The sequence below is a fragment of the Flavivirga spongiicola genome, from assembly GCF_030540825.1.
In the GTDB taxonomy this organism is placed as follows: Bacteria; Bacteroidota; Bacteroidia; order Flavobacteriales; family Flavobacteriaceae; genus Flavivirga; species Flavivirga spongiicola.
Genome location: NZ_JAUOEO010000001.1, coordinates 2,174,271 through 2,197,320 on the forward strand (window position 1 = coordinate 2,174,271; position 23,050 = coordinate 2,197,320).

At 31.3% G+C, this 23,050-nt stretch carries 24 protein-coding genes and 1 tRNA gene; 5 read left to right on the top strand and 20 right to left on the bottom strand.

The window, feature by feature from the left end:
• Nucleotides 1-149: 149 nt before the first annotated feature.
• The 3 genes from Q4Q47_RS08665 to Q4Q47_RS08675 are packed head-to-tail and all read right to left on the bottom strand — an operon-like array spanning nt 150 to nt 2,487.
• Nucleotides 150-353: a hypothetical protein gene (locus Q4Q47_RS08665; RefSeq protein WP_303306263.1), complete on the bottom strand. Its 204-nt coding sequence runs from the start codon at nt 351-353 to the stop codon at nt 150-152.
• Nucleotides 354-362: 9 nt separating this feature from the next.
• Nucleotides 363-1,754 (bottom strand): radical SAM protein, encoded by a 1,392-nt coding sequence (locus Q4Q47_RS08670; RefSeq protein ID WP_303306264.1) that lies wholly within the window; start codon nt 1,752-1,754, stop codon nt 363-365.
• A complete protein-coding gene (locus Q4Q47_RS08675) occupies nt 1,744-2,487 on the bottom strand; it encodes a prolipoprotein diacylglyceryl transferase (RefSeq protein ID WP_303306265.1) in 744 nt (247 codons plus the stop codon). Before Q4Q47_RS08675 ends, Q4Q47_RS08670 begins: the two co-directional genes overlap by 11 nt.
• A gap of 89 nt (nt 2,488-2,576) precedes the next feature.
• On the opposite strand from Q4Q47_RS08675, the gene dusB reads away from it, so the two are divergent.
• Nucleotides 2,577-3,572: a tRNA dihydrouridine synthase DusB gene (dusB, locus tag Q4Q47_RS08680; RefSeq protein ID WP_303306266.1), complete on the top strand. Its 996-nt coding sequence runs from the start codon at nt 2,577-2,579 to the stop codon at nt 3,570-3,572.
• Between the two features lie 146 nt (nt 3,573-3,718).
• Here dusB and Q4Q47_RS08685 read toward each other — a convergent pair whose 3' ends face one another.
• Complete coding sequence (locus tag Q4Q47_RS08685; protein WP_303306267.1) at nt 3,719-4,924, bottom strand: ABC transporter permease; 1,206 nt, start codon at nt 4,922-4,924, stop codon at nt 3,719-3,721.
• Between the two features lie 52 nt (nt 4,925-4,976).
• Nucleotides 4,977-5,372, bottom strand: coding sequence for a 30S ribosome-binding factor RbfA (rbfA, locus tag Q4Q47_RS08690; protein ID WP_303306268.1), 396 nt, complete (start codon nt 5,370-5,372; stop codon nt 4,977-4,979).
• Between the two features lie 125 nt (nt 5,373-5,497).
• Between rbfA and mce the strand changes: the two genes are divergently transcribed.
• Together mce and Q4Q47_RS08700 are read left to right on the top strand one after the other, a co-directional pair.
• A complete protein-coding gene (gene mce / locus Q4Q47_RS08695) occupies nt 5,498-5,902 on the top strand; it encodes a methylmalonyl-CoA epimerase (RefSeq protein WP_303306269.1) in 405 nt (134 codons plus the stop codon).
• 183 nt (nt 5,903-6,085) lie between these two features.
• A tRNA-Ile gene (locus tag Q4Q47_RS08700) sits at nt 6,086-6,159 on the top strand.
• A gap of 220 nt (nt 6,160-6,379) precedes the next feature.
• Here the strand turns inward: Q4Q47_RS08700 and Q4Q47_RS08705 are convergent.
• The 15 genes from Q4Q47_RS08705 to Q4Q47_RS08775 all read right to left on the bottom strand — a co-directional run bounded on the left by Q4Q47_RS08705 (nt 6,380) and on the right by Q4Q47_RS08775 (nt 21,350).
• Nucleotides 6,380-6,583 carry a hypothetical protein gene (locus Q4Q47_RS08705; protein ID WP_303306270.1) on the bottom strand — a complete coding sequence of 68 codons (204 nt, stop codon included), beginning with the start codon at nt 6,581-6,583 and terminating at the stop codon, nt 6,380-6,382.
• Nucleotides 6,584-6,765: 182 nt separating this feature from the next.
• Nucleotides 6,766-7,188: a JAB domain-containing protein gene (locus Q4Q47_RS08710; RefSeq protein ID WP_303306271.1), complete on the bottom strand. Its 423-nt coding sequence runs from the start codon at nt 7,186-7,188 to the stop codon at nt 6,766-6,768.
• Nucleotides 7,189-7,282: 94 nt separating this feature from the next.
• A complete protein-coding gene (locus Q4Q47_RS08715; RefSeq protein WP_303306272.1) occupies nt 7,283-7,462 on the bottom strand; it encodes a hypothetical protein in 180 nt (59 codons plus the stop codon).
• A 4-nt stretch (nt 7,463-7,466) separates the two neighbouring features.
• Nucleotides 7,467-8,555, bottom strand: coding sequence for a hypothetical protein (locus tag Q4Q47_RS08720; RefSeq protein ID WP_303306273.1), 1,089 nt, complete (start codon nt 8,553-8,555; stop codon nt 7,467-7,469).
• Nucleotides 8,556-8,557: 2 nt separating this feature from the next.
• Entirely contained in the window at nt 8,558-10,120 is a 1,563-nt protein-coding gene (locus Q4Q47_RS08725) for a restriction system-associated AAA family ATPase (protein WP_303306274.1), read from the bottom strand.
• Entirely contained in the window at nt 10,120-11,874 is a 1,755-nt protein-coding gene (locus Q4Q47_RS08730; RefSeq protein WP_303306275.1) for a restriction endonuclease subunit S, read from the bottom strand. Before Q4Q47_RS08730 ends, Q4Q47_RS08725 begins: the two co-directional genes overlap by 1 nt.
• Nucleotides 11,871-13,334, bottom strand: a complete 1,464-nt coding sequence (locus Q4Q47_RS08735; protein WP_303306276.1) for a class I SAM-dependent DNA methyltransferase — start codon at nt 13,332-13,334, stop codon at nt 11,871-11,873. The genes Q4Q47_RS08730 and Q4Q47_RS08735 overlap by 4 nt, the downstream gene beginning before the upstream one ends.
• Nucleotides 13,335-16,571: a type I restriction-modification system endonuclease gene (gene hsdR, locus Q4Q47_RS08740; protein WP_303306277.1), complete on the bottom strand. Its 3,237-nt coding sequence runs from the start codon at nt 16,569-16,571 to the stop codon at nt 13,335-13,337. It lies immediately after the preceding gene.
• A 132-nt stretch (nt 16,572-16,703) separates the two neighbouring features.
• A complete protein-coding gene (locus Q4Q47_RS08745; protein ID WP_303306278.1) occupies nt 16,704-16,991 on the bottom strand; it encodes a helix-turn-helix domain-containing protein in 288 nt (95 codons plus the stop codon).
• A 29-nt stretch (nt 16,992-17,020) separates the two neighbouring features.
• Entirely contained in the window at nt 17,021-17,362 is a 342-nt protein-coding gene (locus tag Q4Q47_RS08750; RefSeq protein ID WP_303306279.1) for a hypothetical protein, read from the bottom strand.
• Nucleotides 17,363-17,498: 136 nt separating this feature from the next.
• Nucleotides 17,499-18,230 carry a hypothetical protein gene (locus Q4Q47_RS08755; RefSeq protein ID WP_303306280.1) on the bottom strand — a complete coding sequence of 244 codons (732 nt, stop codon included), beginning with the start codon at nt 18,228-18,230 and terminating at the stop codon, nt 17,499-17,501.
• 2 nt (nt 18,231-18,232) lie between these two features.
• Nucleotides 18,233-18,892, bottom strand: a complete 660-nt coding sequence (locus Q4Q47_RS08760) for a helix-turn-helix domain-containing protein (RefSeq protein WP_303306281.1) — start codon at nt 18,890-18,892, stop codon at nt 18,233-18,235.
• Nucleotide 18,893: 1 nt separating this feature from the next.
• On the bottom strand, nt 18,894-19,181 hold the full coding sequence (locus tag Q4Q47_RS08765; RefSeq protein ID WP_303306282.1) for a helix-turn-helix domain-containing protein: 288 nt from the start codon (nt 19,179-19,181) through the stop codon (nt 18,894-18,896).
• Nucleotides 19,182-19,258: 77 nt separating this feature from the next.
• Nucleotides 19,259-20,038: a hypothetical protein gene (locus Q4Q47_RS08770; protein WP_303306283.1), complete on the bottom strand. Its 780-nt coding sequence runs from the start codon at nt 20,036-20,038 to the stop codon at nt 19,259-19,261.
• Nucleotides 20,039-20,060: 22 nt separating this feature from the next.
• Nucleotides 20,061-21,350 carry a site-specific integrase gene (locus Q4Q47_RS08775; RefSeq protein WP_303306284.1) on the bottom strand — a complete coding sequence of 430 codons (1,290 nt, stop codon included), beginning with the start codon at nt 21,348-21,350 and terminating at the stop codon, nt 20,061-20,063.
• 574 nt (nt 21,351-21,924) lie between these two features.
• On the opposite strand from Q4Q47_RS08775, the gene Q4Q47_RS08780 reads away from it, so the two are divergent.
• On the top strand, nt 21,925-22,110 hold the full coding sequence (locus Q4Q47_RS08780; RefSeq protein WP_303306285.1) for a hypothetical protein: 186 nt from the start codon (nt 21,925-21,927) through the stop codon (nt 22,108-22,110).
• A 273-nt stretch (nt 22,111-22,383) separates the two neighbouring features.
• Nucleotides 22,384-22,983 (top strand): RNA polymerase sigma factor, encoded by a 600-nt coding sequence (locus Q4Q47_RS08785; protein ID WP_303306286.1) that lies wholly within the window; start codon nt 22,384-22,386, stop codon nt 22,981-22,983.
• Nucleotides 22,984-23,050 lie beyond the last annotated feature (67 nt).

Below are 23,050 nucleotides of genomic sequence, written 5' to 3' on the forward strand. Positions count from 1 at the left end.
CAATCAAGTTGAGTACAGGCTTTTTTAAATCTAAATACCTTGTTCATAAATTCCGTAACGATGCTATGCAATCTAATCACAGCGTTTTTATATTTTAAAATAACGTCGTCTTTAATACGATATTTTATACTCAAATTAGTATGAAAATATCATAAAGTCATAATGCCGCAATAGCCTAAGCTAATTATTAAATAAACCGCAGTAATAATACCTAGAACTTTGGCTGTTTTTGGTTTTTTCCGTCTTAAAGTTAGAGCAATAATTCCTAAAATAATTGGTATCCCAAAGAAAAATAATAAAAACAGTAATATGACAATGGTGTAATCGCCTCCTTCAATTAAAAGTGTGGTCATAATATTTCGTTATATTTCGTTTCTAAGTGTTTCTAATCTCGCTTTTTTATCATCCCTATAAAATAAATTCATAGTTTCAAACGGGATAATTTTATTGTCTTTATCTACAATATGAACGCAAGATTTTTTAATAGCTCGCACATCAAAATTATAAGCATCAATAAATTGCATGATAATGACCCTAAATAAATTATCGTAGCCCAAATTTGGTGCATCAATGTTTGGCAAACAACACATAATTGACTTTAAATTTTCTTCGGCAACTTCAACAGAGTTTCCCGTACTAAAAAGTTCTATCATTTTACCTTGAAGACTTTCATCTTGCTCATAAATAATAGTGTTTTTACTATTATCTAATAAATCATTGGGGTTTATATATCTGGTTAACGGAAATACCTCTTCTCCCAATTTAAGTGCGTATCCCATGACCAAAGCATCTGGATTACAGGGTACAGGAAGCAAATCGTCTGGATTGAAAATAGTGGTTTGTTCCATGATTTTTCGACGTACCTCTGTGAGTGTCATTCTATCGGTTTCTGGATTAAAATGTTCCAGTCTACCAGCAATTTGCGTTGGTTGAAGTGTAACACCCCGAACACATTTTTGCTTTAAAGCAAAGTCTATTATTTTACCTATTTCGTGATCGTTTAACCCTTTTTGAAGGGTGACTACCAGTGTGGTTGATAAATTAAGTTGGTTTAAATTTTCAATGGCTTGTTTCCTTATATCATTTAAGTGGGCGCCACGGAGTTCTTGTAATACACTGTTTTCAAAAGAATCAAATTGAAGATAAATTTCAAAATCTGGTGCATAGGTTTTTAGTTTTTCCGCGAAAGCAAAATCTTTTGCAATTTTAATCCCATTGGTATTCAACATTAAATGGCGAATGGGTAATGATTTTGCATAATCTAAAATTTCAAAAAATTGTGGATGAATGGTGGGTTCGCCACCACTAATTTGTACGACATCTGGTTCTTTTTCGTTAGCGACGATGGTATTCAACATGGTTTTTACTTCTTGTAAAGTACGATGTCTTCCGTAAGTTGGTGATGAGCCCGCATAACAGGTCGGACAGGTTAAATTACAACGGTCTGTAACCTCAACAACGGTTAAACAGGAATGTTGTTCGTGGTCTGGACACAAACCACAGTCGTAAGGGCAGCCATAATCTGTTTTAGTATTAAATTTATAGGGCGTTTCAGAAGGTTTATTATAGTTTCTTATGTTTTTATAATAGGCTATATCGTCGGCTATTAACACTTTAGAATTACCGTGTTCATTGCAGCGTTTTAACATATAAACATGGTCGTTTTCGAACACAATTTTGGCATCGACACGTTTTAAACATTCCGGGCAAAGGCTTAACGTAAAATCATAGTAGGTATATTTTCTAACGGGCATTTTTAAAAATGTTTAAAATGGTTTTGTGGTAATAAAGCAAACAAATTAGACATAATATTTGAATTGTGCTTAATCCGAAGAGATAAAACACATTTGGTTTTAAAAGCTCTATGAAGAATCTGAATGTAAAATAGATAATCATAAACCATTTAAATAGGTCGCCATTTTTTAAGGTTGATCTGTTTCTGATACGTTTTAAACTGAAAAACAGAATAATTAGAAATATCAATTCGTATAGAGCTACAGGGTGACGTAACAAGCCATCCCCTAAATCCATGCCAAAAATAGAAATTGTTTTTGTACCATAAGTAAATTCATTTATGCCAGACAAAAAGCACCCAACCCGTCCAATAAAAATACCTAGAATAATCGGGAACACAAATAAATCACCAGATGATTGGATTTCACCGATGCGTTTTTTAGCTATTTCGACACCTAGTAAACCGCCAAATAATCCACCCATAATGGTTTTTGTATTGAGTAGTTGAATGATGTTTTCTTGTGATATGTTAACAAAGGGGTTTTCTAAAAACCCAACGAGTCTGGAACCTATTAAAGCGCCAAGTGCAGCACCTAAAATAATAGAGAGCCTATTGTTTGATGAAATAACATCGCTGCTTTTTCTTCTTAGAAGTACGTAATACCGAAAGGCTATAAAAAATGCCAGGTATTCTAAAACCAGATGGATATTTATGTTATAACCAAAAAGAATGGGTTCGTAGGGAATATTCAAAAATTAAAATTTGGTTTTAAAAATACAACAATATTAGAGTGAATAATTAATTTGATTAAAAAACAGTAATTTTGCCCAAAATTTAGATTGTGGTAAAAATAGACAACATAGAACTTCCAGATTTCCCATTGCTTTTAGCTCCGATGGAAGATGTTAGCGATCCACCGTTTCGTGCTTTGTGCAAGGAACAGGGAGCTGATGTTGTATATACTGAGTTTGTATCTAGTGAAGGTTTAATTCGTAATGCTGCAAAAAGTGTTATGAAGTTGGATATTTACGAGAAAGAACGCCCTGTGGGTATTCAAATTTTTGGAGCCAATTTAGATAGTATGTTGCAGACCATTGACATTGTTTCGGCTTCAAAACCAGATATTATCGATATTAATTTTGGGTGCCCTGTAAAAAAAGTGGTGAGTAAGGGAGCCGGTGCAGGTATCTTAAAAGATATCTGTTTGATGGAAAGCCTCACAGCCGAAATGGTGAAACGCACTAATATACCTATTACTGTGAAAACACGCCTGGGTTGGGATCATGATTCTATAAAAATAGTTGAGGTTGCAGAAAGATTGCAGGATGTTGGTTGTAAGGCTATTGCTATACATGGGCGCACCCGAGCGCAAATGTATAAAGGAGATGCCGATTGGAAACCTATTGCTGAGGTAAAAAACAATCCGCGAATGCATATTCCTGTGTTTGGAAATGGTGATATAGTTAGTCCGGAAAAAGCTATGGAAATGAGAGATAGTTATGGGTTGGATGGGGCTATGATTGGTCGTGCTACTATTGGGAATCCATGGTTTTTTAAACAAGTAAAGCATTATTTTAAAACAGGTGAGCATTTAGCACCTATTTCTTTAGCGGAGCGTGTTGAAGCTGCTCGCAGGCATTTACAAATGGCTATTGATTGGAAAGGTGAAATTTTGGGCGTTTTTGAAACTCGCAGACATTACACTAATTATTTTAAAGGCATTCCGCATTTTAAAGACTACCGTATGAAAATGGTAACTAGTGACCACTCAGCAGATGTGTTTGCTGCTTTTGATGAGGTGTTAGAAAAGTTTTCAGATTATCAGTTTACTGAATAATTTACTCGATGATCGAGATTTTTAATATTTTTTCCCTACAAATGCTTCTTGAGCTTTCTCCAAGGTCATTTATTTTTTGTAAGTACTAAATTTCCTCACTTGAAATAACTGTAATAGGGCACTATTTTTATGGCAATCCGCTCAAATTAATAGTTTTTCACTAATGATTTTGAAATTCTTACGGATGCAATTTTAGAGGCAATACTACCTAAAACCGAAATGGTTATAAATACAATAAAAAAGTTTTCAACCTTTATAGTCATTGGATAAGCTAAGGATGGTGTTATCATAACCAAACCAAATATTTTTTGAACCCCTGTAACTATTAATGCTACACCTAAGCCTATAATACCGCCTACAATACTCATTAAACTGCCTTGTAAAAAGAAAATTTTACGGATATCTTTTATGGTGGCCCCCAAATTAAAGAGGGTGCTTAAGCTTCTCTTTTTATCTAACATCATCATGATTAGCGACCCTATAACATTAAAAAAAGCAATGATTAATACCAAAGTAAATATTAAATATACGGCAAGGTTTTCGGTGTTTAACATTTTATAAAGCGCATCGTTAAGCTGTGCTCTGTTTTTTAAAACAATTTTGTCCCCCATAATAGCTTGAATCTTTTGCTTGGCAAGTTCTTCTTCAACACCTTCATTAAGTTTAAATTCTAAAGCAGATACTTGATTGGGTTTATAATTTAAGAGGTTTTTAGCTAAATCTAAGGATGCATATACATAGGTGTCATTTAATGTTTCATTTATGTAAAATACACCAACATTAATAGCATTAACTGTGCTAAATGCATTTTTATTAGAGGTTATTTGCCCCTTCCCAGGTTTTGGTACATAAATATTTATGGTTTTTGACAAATCTAAAACGCCTAGGGATAAGTTCTTTGAAATGCCCCAACCCACTACAATATGATTGGATTTTTGACTTAGCCAATTACCATGATCTATTTTAGATTCAATATTAACGACGTCTTTAAAGTGCTTATCAACGCCTTTAATAGTTGCTAAATAGTTTTTATCATTGCAGACAATAGCAACACGTTCTTCAATAATTTTAGAGAACAGCGCTATTTCTTCTAAATCGTTTAGTTTAGAAATATCATCTTCATTCAAAAGAAACGATTTGCCAATTGAAGGCTCAGCTTTTAAATCGGGATCAACAACACTGGAAAATTCAAGTGTAAAGTCTTTTAAACCTGCAAAACCAGATAGCACAATAAATAATGATGCTGCTCCAAGTATAACGCCAATAATGGCAATTATAGTTATAAAATTAATAGCATTGTTACTGCTTTTAGTGCGTAAATAACGTTTTGCTATATATAATGGGAAGTGCATGTTTAAATTAGTAAATAAATAAGTTTTTTAATTTGAGGTTTTTAAAAAATGATTAAGATTTTTTTCTTTTATCTAAAATATTTGGGTCTTTAATTGGGTTTTCTTTTCCTTTTAGGGACTTTTCTATTTGATCGATATATTCTAAAGAGTCGTCTACAAAAAATTCTAAATTTGGCATGCGTCTCAATTGGTGCTTAGTACGTTGTGCTAATTCATGTCTAATTAAAGGCGTATTAGATTTTATGCCTTCAAGAAGTTCTTTAGCTTTATCATTTGGAAAGATACTCAAATAAACTTTAGCAACAGATAAGTCTACCGTTACTTTAACTTTAGACACCGATATTAATATACCATGCATGCCGCCTTGTGTAGCGGCACCTTGCAGTACTTCAACTAGATCACGTTGTAAAACAGATCCTATTTTTTTTTGTCTTTGACTTTCCTCCATATTGCAAAAATAACGGATATTTAAAGATTATTTTACTTTTAGTTCGCTATTTTCATATCTTGATGATAAATTTGAGCTAAATTGAAAAGATTCCCTCCTTTGAGGGAATGATAAAAAAATATTCAATGAATAAAATTGAACATATAGGAATTGCCGTAAAAAGCCTTGAAAATTCTAATGAATTGTTTTCCAAATTATTTGGTGAATCTCATTATAAAATAGAAGAAGTTGCAAGAGAAGGTGTTAACACCTCTTTTTTTAAAGTTGGCGCCAATAAGATTGAATTGTTAGAAGCTACCAATGAAGACAGCCCGATTGCAAAATTTTTAGATAAAAAAGGAGAGGGCATTCATCATATTGCTTTTGATGTTACCGATATTGAAGCAGAAATTAAACGCCTTAAAAATGAAGGCTTTAAAGTTTTAAACGAAACCCCAAAAAAAGGAGCAGACAATAAATTGGTGGCTTTTTTGCATCCAAAATCTTCAAATGGTGTTTTAATTGAGTTATGTCAGGAGATAAAGAAATAATTTTTCACACGTTTTAATTTTTGTAATTTTAGGCTAACAAATTAATTAAAAAAATAAAACGTGTGTAACCGCTTTGCTCTCGCATTAAAAATTTAAAACATTAAACAAATGGTTTTTTAAAATTTATTAGTGCTCGTTTCTTGCTAAGAAATAAAATAAGTAGTAATATTGCACTCCAATTTCGGTCCCATAGCTCAGTTGGTTAGAGCACCTGACTCATAATCAGGTGGTCCTTGGTTCGAGCCCAAGTGGGACCACAGAAAACATCCGTAAATCGTTAATTGTTAACGAATTGCGGATTTTTCTTTTTTATAAGGTTACAACATTGGGGGCGACAATTATCCAATTATTTGTATTATTTCTAGTTCCATTTAAAAGACGGTGATCCTTATTGCTCACTAATTAATACTAAAAAAGACTTCGATCTTTTTAATTCTTTAGAGTATAATGAACATATTTAAAATTCAATTAAGATAATTATGGTTTCTTCCTTTTTTTCATAACCACATTTTCTATTAAATAACGCATCGCATCCGCTTCCGAAAAATCAGGTAGGCGTTTTCTTTTTCGTTTTTTTATATCATACTTAGAGTTAAAATGAGCCTTAACCAAATCATACAATTTATTTTGTTCTTCATGATCTAATACCATATAAACTTCGAAAACGGTTTCTGCTGTCATTGGTAACTTTTTTATAATTATATTCGTCAATGTTCAGTTTCTCTATTGGTGTTGTATTACATGTCATTTTAATGAGTCCCGAGTTTTCTAATTTTATAATAATACATCCTCTAAATCTTTATTATTTAAGTTAGTTGTGTTTTTAAATTAGTCAATTTCTATAAATTTAAGAAGGTAAGAAGTCATATTAATCCAAAAGCAGCAAAGCTGTAAAACTCCTTACTCTCACATATAACAAGATGGTCTAACAATTCTATATTTAGAACATCTGCTCCTTTCTTTATTTTTTTGGTAACCTGTTTATCTTGTGGGCTAGGTTTTGTGTCTCCAGAAGGGTGGTTATGACACATAATTATTCTTTTGCATTTCTTAGCTACTGCAAAATTAAATACCTCTACGGGGTCTATGCTATTTTGATTTAATGCTCCAATAGTAAGAAGCTCAATATATTCTATATCGCTTTTAGAGCTAAGTCCGATAGTCCAGAAGTATTCCTTTTTCCTATGTAGTTTATTTTGCCTTAGAAGTATTTTACGCATAATTCGTGCAATATCACGTGAATCTCCTATGCGTGTATTTTCATTTTTAGGAATACGTACGTTCATTTAAATTTAGTTTTATCAAATATAAGATTATTCCGTATAAAGTTGAAAACAAAACCACCGCATCCATAAGGCGAGTCTGTCCAAAATTAAATTGTTATTGTTTCTTGTACCCTTTTGTATATAGATGCCGCCAAATCAATGAATCTATTTTGTCAAAAACACCATTTTTAGTGAGTTTAGTTTTTAGCTCCTGTGCTTGAGCAGTACCACTTTTATAAGTTACACCTATAACACTAGAATAATATTCGAAATCTTGATTGGTAAAGAAATCCATGAGATTATATCGTGATCATTTTTAAAACTGCATTTCTGTAATTTAAACATTCATCTGTTAAAAGAAAGTCAAACAAAGCATGTTTTATGAAGTTATATTCATGATAGTAATTGGTGTTAAAACTATTTCTTTTTAATCTAATTTCACCTTCTAACCTATCCAAATTCCATTGAACATAAATTTTACTGTCTTTCTCAAAAGCAATTCTATTCATTGAATCCTTTCGAAATTCATTAATTAGTTTATCACATTCAGTTTCTTGTTTTGAATTATCTAGTTTCTCGAGAAATTCTTCTTTACATCTATCAGTGATGTCAAACACACTATCCCATGTTAGGACTTCCGAAGAGTTCGGTGTAATATTCACTTGCCATACCCGTTTGCTTGGATCACTCGACATGGTACTACCTTTTAAATCAAATATTGGTGAAATAATATTATAATAAGGGTTGACAGCAGACCTAATATTTCCATCATCATCCATTAAAAGGTCATCTGTTTTCTTATGAATGCGATTACACTTTATGCCCATTGGTGCCAAATTGTGCATATTGACAGATGCAACAGGGTATTTCGCTTTATATAAAAGATGGTCGTAATCTTGTTTAAATCTTTTAAAAGAGACGAATTTTTCCATCCCACAAAACGGGCACCAAGTGTCTTTCTTTTCTTTAAAAACTTTTTTATAATGATCTTTTATATCATACTTACCTAAAGTGTCTTTATATAAGTGCAAAAACAATGCTTTTGTTTGTTTTCTTATTCCTATAGGGTAGTCAAGTAATCTTAATGCAGTATTTGGGTTGGCAAATTGGGTCTGAACATCGTTTGTTTGATTGAAGATTAAAATAAAACGATCTCTATCAGGTTGACTTAAATCTAAAAAGGCAATATGAAACTCTTCAATTAGATCTCTAGTGTTTTTCTTAACGGTTGTCCTTTTTTGTCCTATAAAACCTCCAAATTTTACATCACAATTATTTATATCAAAATTAGTTCCTCTTGGTAAATTTTGAATAGTGTTCAAGTAATTTTGAACCGAGACTTGTAACTCTTTAACAGGATGATCTAGATCAATACATTTTTGAAGCATAATTATTGTTCCTTGTTTTTCTTATCCGATTTCATTTCTTCAATTTTATGATATAACATCATTTTTTTTATCGAATCTCCAAAGCCTAAAGCCTTTTTTTCAAGCTCTTCAATTGTACTATTTTTATCTTTGATCAACCTATTAATTGCGTTGGAAGAAAGTTTTGCAACTGGTGGAGCTACTCCAAATGCAACCTCTAATAGCTTATCGATAGCTGCACCATAGGTTTGAATTTCAGGTTGCTCTATTTTTATTTTATTATTGGTTTTTTCGAAAACAAAAACATCTTCACTCTTAGAGTCAGAGAGTAAGAATGGTGAATGAGTTGTAACAATATATTCCTGTTTACTTTTACCTGCGGTACTTTTCATGTTTGAGATAAAAGCAGACCTCCATTGCGGATTAAAATGAGTTTCAGGTTCATCCATTAAAAACAAAACGTTATTCTTATTAACCATGTTCAGCGTACCAAACACATGTAAATACTGATGTTCACCATCGCTTAAATCATTATAATTGATGATTGTGTTTTTATTTTTATGATTAATTCTGATATGGGAAATATTAAATGCCTTTTGGTTATCTGCAACGTTAGGCCTGTCTAATTTTTCTCCTGTATTTTTTTCAATACGCTTAATTTCACTTAAATCCGATCTTATTAAGATATGATTTAGTAAATGGAGCTGAAATAGGGCAACATATAATTTTAATTTTGTTTTAAAACTATCTTTAAATGCATTAACAGTCGCTTTAGAATTATAAAAGTCTAAGATTAAGGTGTTTTCTTTTTCTATTTTGGTACTTGTTGTTGCACAAAGTTCAAGCTTTTTTATTATTAACTCTTGCTCTTTTGCAGGGATAATACCATTAGTTGGTCCATTTCTTGGTTTTAATTTAATAGTAATTCTAAAAGACCTTAATGTCTCAATATTTATAGTTTTAGTGATGTTTGGCCAAGTGGATTCCTCTGAAAAACCTAAAATAGCATTAGCAATAAAAACTAAGTGATTCATACTAAAATCTACCCATAAAAATTTGGGTAAATCAGGAAGGCTTACTTTTTTATTATCATAAATTGCACCTTCTTGATAATAGCCTGAAAAAGCATCATTGTAAGGTCTAAAGTAAGAACTTAAAGATTCGTTTTCGCCTGACGTATAACCTACAACAATTTCTGGTAGATAACTTTTAATTTCTTTAACATCATTACATAATTCTAGATCATCTCTGTTTTTTCCTAAATAACATTCTGTTACTTTATTAGTTGAAGACTTAATAAAGCTTACATATTTATAACCTTTTTTAAGTTTAAAGAGATAATCTACTTGAAAGCTTAAATATTCATTGTCTAATTCTGAAATGAAATCTGAATATTCACCTATCAAATACTCCATAACTTGAGCAATACACTCTAAAAGTTTTGATTTACCTGAACCATTGATTCCGACCAAACAAATAGGATGAAATCCATCTTCCAAAAAAGCTTCATTTCTAAACTCTTCATCAAAACCATTTAAGGGATGAGAACTATTAGCATGGCTATATTTAAAGTGAACTAACTTCATTATTTGGGAATTTGAAAGTATAGAATGTCTCCGTCATATATCATTTTTAGTTTACATTCGTTAATATTGGATTTCTGATGATCTAACAATCGAAATAACAGTAACCTAAATTCGTCATAAGAATAATTTGATGGAATTTGTATTTCCTCAAAGGTGAATTTATTATGAGTGAACTTTTTTTTTAGATGTTCAAATACAGCATCGGTTCCTTTTAATATAATCTCCTTACTGGTTAGTGTTCCCGATGTTGTTGTTTTACTTTCTGATTTACCAATTAACTGCTTTTTTTCACTCTTTTTAGGCTTCTTTTTTGTTGTTTTTTCACCCTCTTTTTTAAGTTTTTTAATTTCTTCTAACAAACCTTTTGCATCTCCATCTGTAGGCAGCTGTTCGACTAACTCACCTTTAAAGGCTTTTTGTAAAATAGCTTGAGGTAGATAATCTATTTTTTTAATTAAAGTCTCATATTCCTTTTCAATGGCATTTGCTTTTGAAAATAGATTATCAACTCGTTTTACAATTTCATCCTGCTCTAATTTTGGTGGCACAGGAAAAGCTATTTTAAATAAGATTCCTAGATTTATATTTTTTTGAGCAGTTGCAGGTGCATAATGTTCTAAATCTCTCTGAATAGTTCTTAAATAATACATAGCAAACTTTGAAGAGTACATACCCTTGTATGGTAAATAACCGACAACACTATCAGGAAAACATGAATCAAAATCTAGAATACCAGTTTCAGCAATATTCGCAGCAATAGTAATACATAAAGTTCCTTTTGGAAAAAGCCTGCTTTGTGATAATCCAAACTCACTATAAGTTTGAGTGTGATTTTCAATTAAACCATTTGATCTTGCAACATCTCCCGTTTGAATAAATGGGTAATTACCTCCGAAAAGCCTTTGGTCATTTCTTGGTCTATGTTTTGATTTGCCCCTAGTAAATTCACCGAAATTTTGTAAATAACCAAAAGACCATATTTTGGGTACTTGATATGGTTGAGAAACATTCTCAAATACTAGTCCAGGTGTTCTCTTAGGTAGTCCTAATTTCTTTCTTTCTTCTATTATTTTTTTTCGCCAATCATTAGCATTTTCAAGAGTTTTATCTTTCCTCCAACCTTCTGTAAGCTTCCCTGTAACAGCTTTAGATAACACGGCTTGTCTAAAATTTTTAAGTAAATCTGGAATTTTATCTAACCGTATTTTAATCTCTTCCAATTGAGTGAAAAATGTATCTAATTTTTTAACAATACGCTGCTGTTCTTTTATTGGTGGTATTGGAAAAGGAATATTGTAGATGCTTTTGGAAGACAAATGTTTAACAGTAGTAGCCGAAGTGTTTTCGTTTATTATATTCAAATATCCTGGAAGACCATAATAAAGAAGCTTCTTCATTAAAAACTTTTCATTCGGAAATATTCGACATACTCGCTGATTTAACAAAGCATTTTTGCCTTTCCATAAATCAGAATTAAAATCTCCATCCATTCCGACCAACAAGTCTCCTTTATTGACGACATAGTCATTAGAATAATCACCTTTATAGTAGGTTTGAGTCTTACCTTTTAATATATCCCTAATTCTTATAAGTGGTATTCCATCCCCTTCTTTATTAAAATCCTTGGATTTGAATGCAAATCCATTTTGAATTTTAACTAAATCACTTAAAGGTATTAAAGCCCAATTTTGATGAGCTGAAACTAACCCCGTTCTTTCTTCAAAGAGATCTTCTACTTTATGAATCAAACTCATATAGAAAGTTCTTTTATAATATTGTTTAGAGCTTTAGTGATTTCATTAAGCTCTGTTAATGCTTCTTTGGCAATATCAATAGGCTCATCTAATTCTGCTCCATTGCTTAAATTTTCATCAACCATTAAACCTAAATCTAGAGAGTCGTTTTTCTTTTTTATCTCCTCCCTCGTAATACATTGCCAACGCTCATCTTTAATAGATTCTCTTTTTTTATCATCGATATCTCGATCATAATTCATTAATACCTTGCTTGTGTCAGTACCACCTGTGTAGGCTTTAATAAAATCATTAAAGGCAGCTCTTGTAAACGGTGTACGTTTTCCATAACTAGGGACATTGGTGCGCATATCATAGTACCAAACATTTTTGGTATTTCCTGTTTCGGTTTTGCCTCGTGTAAAAAACAGCACATTGGTTTTCACTCCTGCAGAGTAAAAAATCCCAGTTGGTAAACGTAATATAGTATGCAAATTACATTTATCCATTAGGTCTTTACGAATGCGTTGCCCATCACCATCTTCAAACAAAACATTATCAGGTAAAACTACAGCAGCTCTAGCGGTTCCTTTTTTATGTAAAGACCTATAGATGTGTTGTAAAAAGTTGAGTTGCTTATTACTGGATACAAAGGTTAAATCATCTCGTGTTGGTTTTTCACCACCTTTTTTGGTTCCAAAAGGTGGATTAGCTAATACGCCGTCTAAACCTTTTAATGTTTTACCTAAATCGGTCAATGTATCTCCTAAATGGATTGTACTGTCTAAGCCATGTAATTTAGCATTCATTAATGCTAAACGATGTGCATCTTGAACCAGTTCTACTCCGCTTAAAGCTTCGTTAACTTGAAATTGACGTTGTTTATCATTAGAATCATATTTATAATTGTAACGGTCAACTAAATACTGATCAAGAGAAATCATAAAACCAAAAGTTCCACAAGCAGGATCGTTCCATCGTTCTCCCAATTTTGGAGCCAACAATTCTATCATCACTTTTATTAGTGGTCGAGGAGTAAAGTATTGGCCTGCTCCACTTCGTTTTTCGTTAGCATTACGCTCTAACAAATCTTCATAAATCTGTCCCATGGTATCACGCTCACTTTCATTATACCAATCTATAAGGTCTATTTGCGTGATTAAAGTTCTTAAATTAACAGGTTTACGTAATGTAGTAGATGCGTTAGTATAGATTTCTGTAATCGTTGTGTTATCTCCTTTAGCACTTATATTGGCTAATAAGTCTCTATAGCGGTCGTATAATTCTTTATTATCTGTAATCTCGAGTAAAGTGCTCCATTGATATTCTTTAGGTATTTGTTCTTTAAAACCTTTTACTTCGGATAGCTTTAAAAACAAGATATATGTTAACTCATTTAAATATTGGTGATAAGTAACTCCATCATCCCGTAATACATTACAAAGGTTCCAGAGTTTATTTGAAATTTCTTCTGCGCTCATTTATGCTGTTTCTATGTATAAATTATCATTTAAGGTTTCTATGACATCTTTTAACTGATGCTCAAATATTTTGTTTAATCTTTTAAAGCCTCCATCTGACATAAATGGATCTTTATTTAAATCTTCAATTTTAATAATGGTTTCTTGAATAAGTTGTTTTTCAAAACGGTCTATCCATTTTAATTGGATTTTATTCCAATCTTTCATGCTGCGTACTTTGTCAACTGCATTTCTAATACGTTCTTCATGGCTTATCAGTGTACTGCCTAAAGCCAGAGTCCGAATGTATGAAATAATATCGGCAACGATGTCCTCATTTTTACTATCCTTCCAAGCTGCATTTAAATTTCTAGAATTAAAACCTTTTTGGTCTAACAGCAATTTTAATTCTTTAAGTGAATGACGATCTAACTCTTTAGGTTTTGTACAAATAATTTGAAGAGCTGCCACTTTATTTAAATTCTGCTCAAGGAAGATTTTAAAACTATTTAAATAATCTTCTGGTTTTTGTCCTTTACCATAACCACGTTCACTACCTAGATACTCATCGTCATGCTCTGATACATATTGTGCTCTTGGTTGTGGTATAAATTCATCTAAAAACCTCCATAATTGGTCATATTTCGAAAGTGATGAAGCTATGCTATGTTCTTCAATATTCTTTAACATATTTATGAAAGCTTCAGGGTCTTTACCTTCAGTATTGTATTTGAAAATTTCCTCATTCTGCCCTATAATCTTTGTTTTTTTGCGTTGAAGCTTCGAAATAATTTGTTCTAACTGTTTTTTTGCTCTGACATTGGATTCAATGTCATCAAACTCATCAATTAGTTGAGTGAATGATGTTTTTGGATTTGTCACTACAGGTTTCATGGAGGAGAAAACCTCTAAAGATTCATAAAGTTTTACTGCGTCAAAAATATTGAACACTTCTTTTCCTATATCGTCACATCGTCTGGTAGCACGCCCTAACATTTGCTCGTATAAAATTCGAGATTTGATACGTCTTAAAAATACCAAATTGCAAATTGGTGGTACGTCAATACCAGTAGTTAATAAATCCACAGTCACAGCTATACTAGGAAATTTTTCATTTTTATAACGTGTTACTAATTCTTGAGGTTTATAGGATTTGCCTGTGATTTTTGCAATAGCATCATCAGGTACATCTATGCCTATATTTTCATATTCCTCTTTTAATAATTGAACAATCAAATCAGCATGTTCGTCTTTAGCTGCAAAAATCAGGGTTTTTTCATCTCCTTCGGGGTCAATTTCTTTTACTAATTGTTGAGCAACAGTTCTATTAAAAGATTCTGTAATTACCATTTTATTAAACCCTTCAATATCTATGTTTAATTCATCTTCTAGTTCATCAAGTTCTTCAATACGATTATCTTCTTTAATATATACCTTTGGTTTTTCACCTTTTTTCCAGGTTATACCTTCTTCGCTTAATTTCGTTTTAATAATATTAGGCGGTTCATGATCTATTAAATAACCATCTATTACCGCCTCTCTATATGAATATGTATAGACAGGATGCCCAAATATCTCAGTTGTATGTAAAGCAGGTGTAGCTGTTAAGCCTACAGTAAAAGCATCAAAATAATCTACAACCATACGATATTTACTAACGTAATCTCTTTGGTCTTTGAAGTTTAGTTCTTCATCATCCAACTCTCTATCCTGTAAATATCCACGATGCGCCTCGTCTACAATAATACAGTCATAAGTGTCAATTGGTAAAACATCTTCATTATTACCATAAAATAAGCGTTTTACCATGCTTTGAACCGTAGAAAAATGTAATCTAGATTCAAGATCTGGAATTGTAGCTTTTAGTTTGTCAACTTTATATGTTTCAGCAAATGTATTAAGACCTTCGATTTTATTATCCTCAAAATTGTTGATGGCTTGCGTTGCTAATAATCTCCTATCTACCAAAAATAAGATGCGTTTAAAACGGTTAGCTTTAATAAGGCGATAACAAAGACCAATAATGGTTCGTGTTTTACCTGTGCCTGTTGCCATTGCTAAAAGCGTTTTTTTGCTATCTGGCTTATGTCTAACAATTTTTTCAACAGCTTCAATAGCTTTTATTTGATAATCCCTTAAACTTAAACCTGCTTTATCTTGTAAATAGGAAATGTTTGAATCTTTCAGTTTATCATTGGACTCTTGAATATTTCTTTTATATAATTCTAAAATACCTTCCGGGGAATACCACCCTCTCAAAGCTTTAGAATGATTCCTTTCATTTCTAACATCAAGAAACCAAACACCACTTTTAGTTTTTATTTGTTCTAAATAGGTTCTTCCGTTAGTTGAAAACAAAAATGGCACATTGTAATTTCTCCATTTCCCCAATAGTTTAGCTTCGTGTTCGTCTTCAGCTAATTCTGAATATATTTTAGATTGCTGTAAGTCTGTAGAAATATCACTTTCATATTTTTTTGCCTCAACTATGCCATACAGGTCAGTGCCAATAAATAAAGCATAGTCAGCCCATTTAGAACCTACAGGCCACTCAGCAATGGCTATTCGTCTTCCTTTTTCTGGTAAAGTCTTATTTTTTTTATAATCGAGAACACCCGTTTCTGCTTCCCATCCAGCTTCTTGCAGTTGTTTGTCAATGAGTTTTCTGGTTTCTTTTTCGTCCCAATCAATTTTTTTAGCGGCTAATTCAGAACGTTTAAGAAGTTCTTGCTTTTCCTCTAAAGACTGTTCTTTAATTTCTCGTTCTTGAAGTAGAGAATTATACTTTTTTTCTAAATCATCATAGTCTTGACTTAGAACATGTAAGGCATGTCTTGCGTCAAGGTTTTTTGGTAAACTGTATTTAACATCATCAATATTTGTTTTTCCATAGGTTTGATAAAACCACATAGATAATTTAAATGCAGAAAATAAAATAGATTTGGCATCATCAAATGAACCTTTATTGTCATGTACTGCTTGATTACCTTTACCTTTAATTGTAAAAAATAAGTCCAATACATTAGTAGGTAATATGTCTTCGAACTGTAAAGATTTTAGTCTATTATGAAACGTATTGTCAAATGGGAATTCTAAATAATGTTCTTCAAAAATTAATTCTGTGATTTTTTCACCTAGCATTCTAACTTTAAAAATAGTAACTATAGGGTCGCTATATAAAGTGTATTCCGCTGTTTGTCCAATATTCCACAGAATTGGATACTCTTTTTCAAGATAAATAAAATTTGATTTCTTCATTTAAGTGTATTGCATAATAGGAGTCTAATTAAGATGCTTGCTATAATTTTGAGAGAGAGATTAAAGGTATAAAAGAAATTGTAAGAATCATTGTTATTGTAGGATTTTTTCGTGTTTTAAAAAGGAGCATAACTAATATGTTCTCCTTTTATATTTTAATGATTTTACTTTTTTAAGTGTATTTTCAATATCTAATTTTTTAATAATATAATTTCGGCCTATTTTAGAAGCTGGGAGTAGCCCCTTTTTAATGTAATTATAGATTGTTAATTCTGCACAGCCTAACAGTTTAGAAACTTCTTGCACGGAATAATTTTCTTTCTCTTTCGCTTTAAGTAAAATAGCTTCTATTTTTATTTCGCTGATTATCACGTCCTTTAATTCTTCAGGTGTCATGTTATGTAATAAGATTGTTTTCATGATGTATTATATTAATTATTCTAACCAATTTAATAAACATCAAAATCACTTTTATTATTTAGTAATCGCTTTATTTCATTAATATCCTTTTTTAATTTATCAATATCACCTTTAGTCGCAGGAAGCGTTTTAGGTGTAAATAATCGTTTGACACCATGTACGGCTGTGTTAGAGACAAAGGATCCTAGTGCGGCGTTCGCAATGGAGGGTACATTGATTTTGTCCATTTTCTGAACACGGTTCTCTAATGACGTGATTGTTCCTTCAATCTTTTTGGTTACTGGAAAAATACTACCTTCAGGTTTGGTTGTGAGTTGTTTTTGGTAATGCCCAGCGATATACTTGTAGTTGTTTCTTTTGTAGCTTGCCATAGTCTTACAGCTGATACAGCAATACATGTGGTTACGCCTTCTGGCGATGAATGTTTCATAGCAATGTTTGCAGTTTTTATCCATAATTGTTGGTTTATTTTGGAATAAAACGTTAAAATAGGTTTAATTTAACGTTTTATCTTCTCATGCTTTTTCCATTGAATTGGATAACATTAAAGTTTTCATATAGCCTGTCAGCCATTCTTTGGTCATAATGATCACCTAATTTTAAAAGTGAACCATTTATGTCATTTTCTAAACCAGACAGAGGGTTAATTGTTAAATGCGTTTTATAGTCCAATGAGCTGCGACGTATAAGTATTTCTTTCATAATATTTACATGACCATAATTATTAGCCATTTTTTCAGAATTTAAGTCATCAAAAAGAATGGTGCCAGTTGTGAAATTTTTGTAAAAAAGTTTACGATCTTCGGAAGTCTCTATGTCTTCATACTTTTCGACAACTTTATAAGTCGGAATTATTTTAAATCTATGAGGGCGGTATTTTTTAAATATTAATTCAAACACTTCCATTATATGTGTTTTTCCAACTCCTACATTTCCAAAAAGTAATAAACCTTTTCTAAAAGAAGGAGCGGATATGTCTGAGCGTAAGTTTTCACAATTGAAAAACGTATCTGATTCTAAAAAATAATGAAATATAGGTTCGATGTTTTTTGCGATAATATCATCGTAAAGAAAAGGTTTGCCCTGTAAATTATGAAATTCAGTTAAAAATAATTTCCATAAAATGTCTTTGTTAAATGGGTGATCCCTTTTTTTTTCTAACGATATATTTTTAAGGCTTATTTTAATCTGATTAAAAATATTGTTGGATTCATTGGTGTTTGAGTTTAAATTTTCCATGATTATCTGTTTGAAGTTGTATTGTTTTTTTGGTTATTGAATGTTGTTGGTTTTTCATTTGATTGCCATTTTTCTAATCGTAATTTGATATCAAAAAAATCGTCTTTTTCACACCGCATTTTGCCTTTTTTAGAATTTAATTCACTCCAATAATTAAAAAAAGAGGATAAAATATTATTTGAATAATTAGAGTGTTCAAAAACTTGTTTTTTGAAATTTTCTTTACGCTGCTCTATTGTTTCATTATTTAATTTCTTTTTATTATTACTTTTTTTAGTTGTTGTTGATTCATTGTTACTCGTATGTTTTCTGTTTGTTATCAATGTTTTGTTTTGATTGTTAATTACTGCATTAGATGATTGCCTGTCGCTATAGCCAATAAGGGTTATTAAAGTGAATTTGTTTGTTGTATGGCGCGTTATGTAACCGCTGGATTCAAGTTTTTTTAACGCGGTTCTAATTTGTTGGATTGATAATGATAATTCTGTAGATAGGTGTTTGTTCGAGGTTACCAATTGCCCCCTTTTAATTTCTATTCCTTGCCATTTTTTATTTAAATAATTGGCGCGTAAAATAAGATGAATAAAAACTCTTGTAGTCTCGGGAGATTGATACCATTCCCAATCCATAATCTCTCTATGTAGTAAAACAAAACCAATCATACTAATCTTGTTTTACGAGTTTTGCGAAGATGTCACTCTTTTTGTAATACACGCGGTTACCTAACCTGTATGAAGGTAAGATGCCGTTTTTTCTCCAATTCCAGAGTGCTTGTTTGGAGCATTTAAGTAGGTTTAAGGTTTCTTCAACTGTTAGTAATTGTTCGTTCTCTTCTTGAGATTGTTTAAATTTCTTAAAGCAGTCTTCTATTTTCTTATCAACACCAATGAGGATAGTTGAGGTAATATCCTCTGGGTTAGCTTGGTAAAAAATAGTTGGTTTTGAATCCATTTTACAATATTTGATTATTCTACACTACAAATATTGGAAACGAATTGGAGGATTCAGGTGCCGGAGGGTGTCGGCACCTAGCCTAAAAGCTTAGAATGAGGCATATAATATTCTGCTTTTTCAAAGCTTATTTTCAAAGATTGGTTTTTTTCATTATCAGGGCTCATGAATTTACTTAGTGTTTCTCTTTTAACCTCTTTTCTTATTTTAAATGAGTTTTGCACTTCAATAGCTAATGCTTTATAATGAATTTCTCCATTTTCTTTTTTTGGAGCTTCTATGTATCCATTTTCTATTAATTGACTTATAAAAAAAGCTAGATGACTAGGTTTACCGTGCCAATTTAATAGATTAAGATTGTTATTGTTTTTTAAGCTTTCTGTCATTTTTATATAATCTAACAGAATTGTTTTTCTTTCTTGTAAATCTTCTATAAGATTCTTACATGCAGCCCAGTGATAGAACATGCTAAATTCAAATTCTCTATGTTTAACTAAGCCATCGGATTTAACAAATCCGTCTTCTAATGCTGTTTGATCAAAATAGTCACCTCCTTCAAGTGAAAAATTTGCGTTGTTAATTATTTTTTCAGTTGATGGAAGTATTTTTAGTTTTAAAGTTTTTATGAGTTTTTCTTCATCTTTAGAGTTTTCATATTGAAAAGAGAGAAAGTCCTCTAATTCTAAAATGTCAATCTCAAATAATGATTTTTTGAGAAAAACTCTCAAGTAAAAATCTTTTTCAAGACTAGGTTTATAATAATTGTAATTGTTTAGTGCGTATTCTGAAGAAGCTTCATCAGTGTTTTTTCTGTCTTTAAATGAAACTTTGTCTACGGCAAATATATTTTGATACATGTGTTTGATTTAAATGTTTTGGTTATTTAAAAAAGGCTGAATCTGCAATTTTAACCGCGCGTTCTTGAGGAGTTACTTTAATATAGTTATAAAATTCTTTTTCCGTGGTGTGTCCACTTAATGCCATAATATCAATTACAGGCATTTTTGATAAATAAGCATTCGTACAGAATGAGCGTCGTGCAGTGTGGGTGCCAATTAAATCGTGTTTGGGTATGGTTTCTTCTTTAATGGTTCCTCCAATAGTAATTTTGGTTGTTATGCCTTCTTTGATTTTTGCTTTTCTTCCGACTTTTTTGATATACTCATTGATTTGCTGGTCAGGTAGTTTAGTTGGTAGGCTACCTTTGTAACGCAAATTCATAATGTCTTTTATTTTTGGGTGGATTGGGATAAAAACTGTTTTTTTTGTTTTCTTTTGATGTATTTCGAAAACCTTTTTTTTATCAAATACTTTTATATTCTTTTTGCTAAGACCGTTATAATCAGAAACCCTTTGACCTGTGTAATATCCAATTAAAAAGATGTCTCGGGCTCTTTCCCAATCTTTATTAAATGATAAATCCAATTTATATAAATCGTCAATTTCTTTGGCTGTTAAGTAAATCGAAGTGCTTTCTTCTGAAACCCTTTTAAAGTCTCGGTGTTTATATTTTAAATTAGTGTTTACGCCATCTTCGGTCGCTCTATTTAACAAGGCAATTACATTTTTTATATGTTTTCCAACCGTGTTTAAAGAAAAGCCTTTTTCTTCCAAAAAATTTACAAAAGCATAATAAAATGCCATGTCGATTTTATCAAAATCTAGTTGATAGTTTTTTTCTTTGTCAAAGTTTTTTATTTGTTTTATGGTTTGTTTGTATGATCTAATAGTGCCAGGGCTTAATTTCATGCTAGCAGCATTAATTAAGTTCTTATCATGCGCTTCAGTGAAATCGTCTGCGTATTTAATGAATTTGATTTTAGCTTCATGAGTATTGGTTCTTCGACCTTTTATTTTATCATATATTGTTTTAAGAACATCTTTGTTTTGCTTTTCTTCTTCAGTTATCTTTGAAAGAGCTTTTACAAATTTCAGTTCAATTTCTTTAAGGCGATTGTTTATTTCTTCTCTATTGTTTATTGTAGATACAGCTCTAATCCTTTGGTTTCTTGAGTCCCAGTTCTTTGGAAATGTTTTAAATCCTGTAGAATATTTTAGTCTATTTCCTCTTCCGTAGCTGTAGTCAAAGATTATTGGTGTTTCTTTTATACTGTTACTTTGTTTTAATCTAAATTTAACTGTTCCTGAGGTTGATTGTATTGTATTCATATTTGTTTCTTTATTAAAAAAGGGACAACATTAGGGACAACATATTCTTTAATTGTGTGGATTTCAAAGATAAGTATATTATTTGAATAAAGTCGTAATGCCTTGATGTAAAGGGGATTTGCGTATTTTGAGTTAAAATAGCATAACATAGATTCAATTAAAAAAAGGTTCAAGTGGGACCACTTTTAGAGATTGATAAAGCCTTGAATATATATATTCAAGGCTTTTTTGTTTTGCTAAACTATACGCGCGAACAATAAATCAAACTTGCTTTTCAATTTACATTTCCAAAATTTAATAAATGTTTTGTTTAACACTTAGGTTGTAGAGGGCTATATTATATTTATACAATATGTTTATAATCAGTGATTTGTAATTGGTTTGGTTTTGGTGGATTAAATATATGCTCAAACCATAGCTTTGTTTTTAAGACTTAAGTTTCTGGAGGGAATCGAGCTTAAAAGCTTCTCAATCGATGCTCTGACCTTTATAGATTTATACTCCTCCATATTACTTTTAGAACAGCGAAAGAAGATATCTAAAACTACATATTGCTATATAGTACTGCATAACATTGTACTCAATAGTAGAACGTATAGAAAAGAAACTAACAATACATATGGCTAGAAGAATTTTTGCAAGTATTGTGTTGTTGTATAATGATATACCTATGGAAATTGTTAGTGAATTATTAGGGGGTTTTAGTATGAAAATAACGCAAGATAACTATGGGAAAGTGGTGCAGAAGATAATTAGTTAGAGATACAGAGGCTAAAGAATAATGACGAGTAAGTAATTACTTGATAGAAAAATTTAGTATGTAGAGAGATGGGATTTTATGGTGTCTTAGGTCAGGACTATACAAGAACTGCGATATTCTAGAAATGATTAATTCATGTTCTGGAATCCCGATTCGGTTAAGAATTAATTAAATTTGTTTAATATTGAGCAGTTTTATTATTTAGAATTCAATTCCCCAATGTGGAATTCATAATTAAATACGGTATAATTATATAGATAATTTTTTGTAATAATGTCAGGTAAGAAAGTATTTAACGAAAAGTTTTTAATTAAGGAACTTATAGGAGGTAACAACAAAGCATTCCGTAAACTTTTTGATACATACCGTAATGATGTGTATGCATATAGTATAAGCATGCTTAAAACAAAAGTACTCGCAGAAGAAATTGTACAAGACGTATTCTTGAAAATTTGGCAGCATCGGGACCGATTAAACCCCGATTTATCTTTCAAGTCTTATGTTTTTACAATTACTAGAAATCTCACATTCAATCTTATAAGTAAAGTGGCTAATAATAGAAAACTTAAGGAAGAAGTATTTTACGAAAGCCAAGAATTCTATAATCCTATTGAAGATAAAATAGCAGAACATGATTATGAGATTATTAAAAACAATGCTATTGAACAGCTGCCACCGAAGCGCAAGATTATTTTTAAAATGTCTCGTAATGAAGGTAAAAGCTATGAAGAAATTAGTAAAGAGTTAAATATTTCAGTGAGTACAGTCAAGGGACAAATGAGCAAGGCTTTAGCAACTATTAAGGATTTCTTACAAACCCATGGTGATGTTACACTTTTAATCACACTTCTATCGTCTAGATGGTTAGAATAAATTCCATTTTTTTAAAAAAGTAAGTATCGAGTAGTACTTACACCAACCTCATCTGTATTATATACAC